Genomic DNA, 6,012 nt, shown 5'->3' with positions numbered 1-6,012 from the left:
CCTCAATGCCGCGCTGGTACGGGCCGGGGTGCGGGTGCGGGCCTTCGGTGTCGAGCGGGCCTCGCTGGAGGACGCCTTCGTGGCGCTGACCGGGGAGGGCTTCGATGTCGCAGGCTGAGGGCGGGACGGGCGCGGGGGTACTGGACGCGGCGGGTACGCGGGCGGAGGCACCGGCGGGCGGTGCGGGTGGCCGTGAGGCGCGGCTGTGGTGGACGCTGGGGCTGTTCCGTTCCGAGCTGACCACCACCTTCAGGCGCTGGCGCACCCTCGCGCTGCTGGGCGTGCTGGCGGCCGTGCCTGTCCTCATCGGTATCGCCGTGAAGATCGAGACGAGCGACGGCGGGGGAGCGGGCGGTGGCCCCGGCGGCGGTTCCGGCGGTGGCGGACCCGCCTTTCTGACGCAGATCACCAACAACGGCCTGTTCCTGGTCTTCGCCGCGCTCGCCGCGACCCTGCCCGTGTTCCTGCCGATGGCGGTCGGAGTCATCGCGGGCGACGCGGTCGCGGGCGAGGCCCATGGCGGGACGCTGCGCTATCTCCTGGTCGCGCCGTCCGGCCGTACCCGGCTGCTGCTCGCCAAGTACGCCTCCACCATGGCCTTCTGCCTGGTCGCGACCCTGGTCGTGGCCGCCTCGGCACTCGCGGTCGGCGCGCTGCTCTTCCCGCTGGGCGAGGTCACCACCATCTCGGGCACGCGGATCTCCTTCGGGGACGGGCTGATACGGGCCCTGTTGATCGCGGTGATCGTGGCCGCCTCCCTCACCGGGCTCGCGGCCCTGGGCCTGTTCATCTCCACCCTGACCAACAGCGGGATCGCGGCGATGGCGGCGACCGTGGGGCTGCTGATCACGGCGCAGATCCTGGACACGATCCCGCAGTTGCACGCGATACAGCCCTATCTCTTCCCGCACTACTGGCTGTCCTTCGCGGACCTCCTCCGCGAACCGGTCTACTGGGACGGGATAGCCAGGAACCTGGGCCTCCAGGCGCTGTACGCGGCGGTCTTCGGCTCGGCGGCCTGGGCCCGCTTCACCGCGAAGGACATCACGGCCTGAGCGGTGGACGGCCGCTGCCCGCCCGGGCGGTGGCTCAAGGCCCGGACGGGCAGCGGTGGTTGGCGTCGTCACATGGTGGCGCGGTGGTGCGGTGCGTGGCCGAGGCGGTGTGAGCCCACGGCTCAGAAGGTGAGGCTCCAGCCGTTGATGTAGCCGGTGTCCTGGGAGGCGATGTCCTGGGCGCGGAGCCGCCAGGTGCCGTTGGCCGGCTCGTTCGACGCGTTGACCGTGTACGTGGCGATCACATTGTCCGCCGAGTCGCTGCTGCTGGAGTTCTTGAGCCGGTAGGCCGTACCGCTCGGGCCGACCAGGTCGAGGACCACGTCACCGCGCCAGGTGTGCCTGACGTCCACGCCGACTTTGAGCGTGGACGGGGCGTTGCCCGGAAGGCCGGTGACGGTCACCGCCGAGGTGACGGCGGCGCCGTTGTCCGGGATGGCGACGTCCGTGAGGTTCTCGAAGGTCGGGCCGGAGGGCGGGACGGGGGTGGCGGACAGGTTCCAGACCGCGTAGGCGACGGCGTCGCTGTTGCGGTCGAGCGCGGTGTCGTTGATGTTCGCCGTGGTGTCACAGGAGGAGTGGTAGCAGCGGTCGAAGGCCTGGCCGGAGGTGCCGCCCCACTTCTGGGCCTGGGCCGCGGTCTTGATGTAGTCGGCGCCGCTGAAGAGTCCGCCGACCGGAACGCCCGCGTTCTTGAACGGGGCGTGGTCGGAGCGGCCGTCGCCCTCGGTCTCGATCTCGGTCGGGACACCGAGGCCCGCGTAGTAGTCCTTGAAGGTCTGCTCGATGGCCGGGTCGTCGTCGTAGACGAAGTACCCCGGGTTCGGGGAGCCGATCATGTCGAAATTCAGATAGCCGGTGATCTTCGCACGGTCGGCGGCCGGCAGGTTGGTGACGTAGTACCTGGACCCGACCAGGCCCAGTTCCTCGGCGCCCCACCAGGCGAAACGGAGGTGCTTGGCCGGCTGGAGCTGGGCGCGGGAGACGGCGAGCGCGGTCTCCAGGATGGCCGCGGAACCCGAGCCGTTGTCGTTGATCCCGGCGCCCGAGGTGACCGAGTCGAGGTGGGAGCCCGCCATGACGATCTGGTTCGGGTCACCGCCCGGCCAGTCGGCTATCAGGTTGTAGCCGGTGGCGCCGCTGGAGGTGAACTGCTGGACGGTGGTGGTGAACCCGGCCGCGTCCAGCTTGCCCTTCACATAGTTGACGGACGCCAGATAGCCGGCACGGCCATGGGCGCGGTTGCCGCCGTTGGCGGCGGCGATCGACGAGAGCTGGGTCAGATGCGCCTTGACGTTGGCGAGCGGGATGTCGGGGGCCGCGAGGACGGCCGCCGACGCCGACTGCGCGGGTCTCAGCGAGTCCACGGGCGCCGCGGTCGCACTGGGCGCCGTGGCGGCGGCCAGTCCGGCGAGGGCCAGCCCGGCGGGCAGGACGAATCGGGTGAACCGGGAAGCTGCGGCCGGTATTCGGCGCACTCCGGGAACGGAGAGTTTCATGTGGGGGCTCCGGATTCCGTACGGGGACAGGACGGAACGTGCAAGACGCCCCACGGCGACTGCGGCGTGGGGCGTTGGAGCTGTTGGTGCGTTGCGCGTGCTGAATGGTGAGTGAGAGCTTGACTCTCCGTCAAGAGTGCGATCGGGACACGGGTGTCCGCTGTGCGGACGCAGGCGCTGCCGACGGGCGCGGCCGGCAGACGGGCCCGACGTCCGGCCGGGCAGGGCAGGGCAGGCCCGGGGAGCCTGGTGGATGTCCTAGGGGACCTGGTGGATGTAGAGGGCGCCGCAGGCGTGGCAGAGGGGCTGTCCGGCGGGGGTGCCCCACGCCTCCTCCGACTGGGTGAGGGCGTCGGCGTCCAGATCGCGCCCGCACAGCGCGGTCGCCTCGTTGAGCCGCGTCATGTGCCATACCTCCAGCCGGGGATACCGGTCGCGGGGCGATGAGTCGTCCGCGTACTCCGCGCGCATTTCGTACTGCATGCCTTGTCTCCTGACCCCGTGCGACTCGTACGATCCGTGCGACTCGTGCGACGGGGGGACAGGGAACCAGCAACGCTCGGGCCGGTCCGCGCGCGCACGCCGCCCGTGCCCGAATGGACGCATGAGGAATCGTTCCTACGGTCATCCGTTCGGAGGTGTTGCCTGGGGGGACCGTGACTGACGCGTTGACCACCCTGCGGGTGAAGTGTGTCACAGGTGCTATACGACAGGTCTGAACCACCCTTGCGGCGGCGGTTGTTGGGAATCGGACTGTGTCCGCTTCCTGCCGGATCCAGTCAGGCGCCTGACCGGATACGACCGTGAGCGGTCGCCCTCGGGGCGATATCGATACGAGTGGCCGATTAGGCCGATGGTATTTGTTGCATACTCCGCGCCCATGAGTGGCGGCGGTATGGTCATGTGTTCTTGGGTCACTCTATTGCCGGGCAACTGTCGTAAGGTGTTCGTTCGTTTACTGCGTATGACATCACCGAATTCGCATTCTTGGCCCATTAGTTGGAGCCTGGGCGCCACCACCAGAAGCGTGGTTGTGTCCCCAACGAGGGCGGAGCCTGGTGGTGACGCGGGAGTGCCGGTGCACGGCGCCGACCTGGTGGAACCAGGCCATTGCGGGGATTTGCTGGACGACTTCATGCAGGTGATGGACCGTATCGAGGACGGCTTCCACAGCCATATCGGCATGTCGGCGCCCCGGGCCGCCGCCCCCGGATCCGACAGCGGGCCCGGACAGGTGCGCCATGCATGATCACGCCGATTTCCATGATCCGCACTACATCCGTTTCGCCGAGTCCAGGGAGCCTTTCGGAACCGGCCTGTCGCAGGAGACCGGTTCGCCGCAGGATTACGGTGCCTATCCCGATCCCGGCGCCTATGCGGAATCCGTCGCGTTTCCCGAGGCCGGCGTCTATCCGGAGTCCGGTCTCGGTTCCCTCTCCGGTCCCGGTCCCGGTCCCGGCACCGGCCTCAGCTCTGGTCCCGGCCCCGCTTCCGGTCCCGGCCCCGGTACGGAGGCCAGGTTCGGCCAGGAGCCCGGATTTGATCCGGTCGTGGACACCATCAGTCTCGAAGAGGGCCTGGCCCAGCTTCTGCGAGCCTCGGCAACAGACGGTGCGCCTGCCGCCGCCCCGCCACCGCCGCTGCCGATGGGTGTACCGCGCCCGCGGTCCCACAACCGGCGCAAGCCCAAGGAGCCGCGGCTGGGTTCCGGGACATGGGTGAAGGTGCTCAGTCTGCTGCTGTCCACGCTGACGGCGGCGGCCGTCACGGTCATCAGCGTGCTCGGGGCGAGCGTCTCGTACCAGCCGCTCGAACAGATGGCCCTGACCGTCGCGCCACCGGGCCTGGCGCGGTGGTGGCCGCTGCTGGTCTTCGGCCCCTGGCTGGTGGCGACGTTCTCGATCCTGCGTTCCGCGCTGCTCCGCCGACGGATCACCCATCCCTGGCTGATCCTGCTGCTGTTCTCGTCCGTCGCGGTGACGCTGTGCGTGAGCGCCGCCCCCAAGACCCTGCCCGGGATCGCGGTGGCGGCGCTGCCGCCCATCTCGGCCTGCGCGTGCCTTTACCAGTTCATCCGGCAGATCGCCTTGACGCGCTTCCCCGAGCCCCGCCACACCCTCACGCCGCGTTCGGTCCCGCGCCGAGGGACCGTACCCAAGAAATGACCGGCATCGACGACGGACACGAGCGGGCCAGGTGTCAGGTCGCAGGTTCGCGGGGGCTCGGGGAGGGCTCCCGCGCCGCGCCCTGCTCCTGCCCCGCGCCTTGCTCCTGTCCCGCACCCCGCTCCTGCGCCGCGCCCTGCTCCGGCGCCGGGCGGTTCTCCACAGCGGCGGCGGCAGCCGCTGCCGCCAGCCGCAGCGCCTCCGACCGCGTACGGCGGGCATTCCGCAGCGCGTCCCAGGTCAGGACCGCCAGCGCCAGCCAGACCAGGGAGAAACCCGCCCACCGCTCCGGAGGCATCGCCTCATGGAAGTAGAGAACGCCCAACAGGAACTGGAAGACCGGCGCCAGATACTGCAGCAGCCCCAGCGTCGACAGCGGCACCCGGATCGCCGCCGCGCCGAAGCACACCAGCGGCAGCGCGGTGACCACCCCCGTCGCGGCGAGCAGCGCCATATGGCCCGCGCCCTCCCGGCCGAAGGTGGTGGAACCGGTCGCGCCCTGCCAGATCAGATAGCCGAGCGCGGGCAGGAACAGGACCGCGGTCTCCGCCGCCAGTGACTCCACACCGCCGAGGTTGATCTTCTTCTTGATCAGGCCGTATGTCGCGAACGAGAACGCCAGCACGAGCGAGATCCAGGGCGGCTGCCCGTACCCCACCGCCAGGACCAGCACGGCGCCGAAGGCGATGAGGACCGCGGTCCACTGGGCGGGCCGCAGCCGCTCCTTGAGCAGCAGCACGCCCATGGCGATCGTCACCAGCGGGTTGATGAAGTAGCCGAGGGAAGCCTCCACGACCCGGCCGCTGTTGACCGCCCAGATGTAGAAACCCCAGTTGAGGGAGATGGTGACCGCGGCCACGGTGATGAGCCCCAGTTTCCGGGGCTCGCGTATCAGCCCGGGCACCCAGCCCCAGTGGCGCAGCGCCAGCAGCCAGATCACGACCACGCCCAGCGACCAGACCATCCGGTGGGCGAGGATCTCGGTCGCGCCGGCCGGGTCGAGCAGTGGCCAGAAGAGCGGGACCAAGCCCCACATCCCGTAGGCGCCGATCCCGTACAGCAGTCCGCTCCGCTGATCGCTGTCCGCCTTCACTGGCCCTCCCCGCCCCTGCCCCGTCTTCGCACGGCCCCGCGCCGCCGACGCCGTCCCGCCAAGAAAGTAGCGCCGGGCGGGGCCGCATGTCATTTCCATACCGTCATACGGTCATGACGGTACGGGCGCGGTACGAGCACGGGAACCCGGTCATGTACAGGCCCGGTACGAGCGCGTCTCTGTATGCGGTTCTGAGGCTG

At 69.9% G+C, this 6,012-nt stretch carries 6 protein-coding genes and 1 pseudogene; 4 read left to right on the top strand and 3 right to left on the bottom strand.

The window, feature by feature from the left end; translation table 11 throughout:
* Both WH07_RS38900 and WH07_RS17585 read left to right on the top strand, forming a co-directional pair.
* Positions 1–118, top strand: a pseudogene (locus WH07_RS38900) (ABC transporter ATP-binding protein); the annotation flags it as partial.
* A complete protein-coding gene (locus tag WH07_RS17585) occupies positions 105–1,055 on the top strand; it encodes an ABC transporter permease (protein WP_046500926.1) in 951 nt (316 codons plus the stop codon). The pseudogene WH07_RS38900 and the gene WH07_RS17585, both read left to right, overlap by 14 nt.
* A 122-nt stretch (positions 1,056–1,177) precedes the next feature.
* On the opposite strand, the gene WH07_RS17580 is transcribed toward WH07_RS17585, so the two are convergent.
* Both WH07_RS17580 and WH07_RS17575 read right to left on the bottom strand, forming a co-directional pair.
* Positions 1,178–2,554, bottom strand: coding sequence for a M28 family peptidase (locus WH07_RS17580; RefSeq protein WP_046500925.1), 1,377 nt, complete (start codon positions 2,552–2,554; stop codon positions 1,178–1,180).
* A gap of 258 nt (positions 2,555–2,812) precedes the next feature.
* On the bottom strand, positions 2,813–3,037 hold the full coding sequence (locus WH07_RS17575) for a hypothetical protein (RefSeq protein WP_046500924.1): 225 nt from the start codon (positions 3,035–3,037) through the stop codon (positions 2,813–2,815).
* 550 nt (positions 3,038–3,587) lie between these two features.
* On the opposite strand from WH07_RS17575, the gene WH07_RS39810 reads away from it, so the two are divergent.
* Positions 3,588–3,803, top strand: a complete 216-nt coding sequence (locus tag WH07_RS39810) for a hypothetical protein (RefSeq protein ID WP_157877371.1) — start codon at positions 3,588–3,590, stop codon at positions 3,801–3,803.
* Positions 3,796–4,719: a DUF2637 domain-containing protein gene (locus WH07_RS36285; RefSeq protein ID WP_052744442.1), complete on the top strand. Its 924-nt coding sequence runs from the start codon at positions 3,796–3,798 to the stop codon at positions 4,717–4,719. Before WH07_RS39810 ends, WH07_RS36285 begins: the two co-directional genes overlap by 8 nt.
* A 34-nt stretch (positions 4,720–4,753) precedes the next feature.
* Here the strand turns inward: WH07_RS36285 and rarD are convergent, their stop codons facing one another.
* On the bottom strand, positions 4,754–5,812 hold the full coding sequence (gene rarD / locus WH07_RS17565) for an EamA family transporter RarD (RefSeq protein ID WP_079023310.1): 1,059 nt from the start codon (positions 5,810–5,812) through the stop codon (positions 4,754–4,756).
* Between the last annotated feature and the right edge of the window lie 200 nt (positions 5,813–6,012).

Source organism: Streptomyces odonnellii (assembly GCF_000981895.1).
Lineage (GTDB): Bacteria > Actinomycetota > Actinomycetes > Streptomycetales > Streptomycetaceae > Streptomyces > Streptomyces odonnellii.
This window is presented reverse-complemented; position numbering and strand designations above follow the sequence as displayed.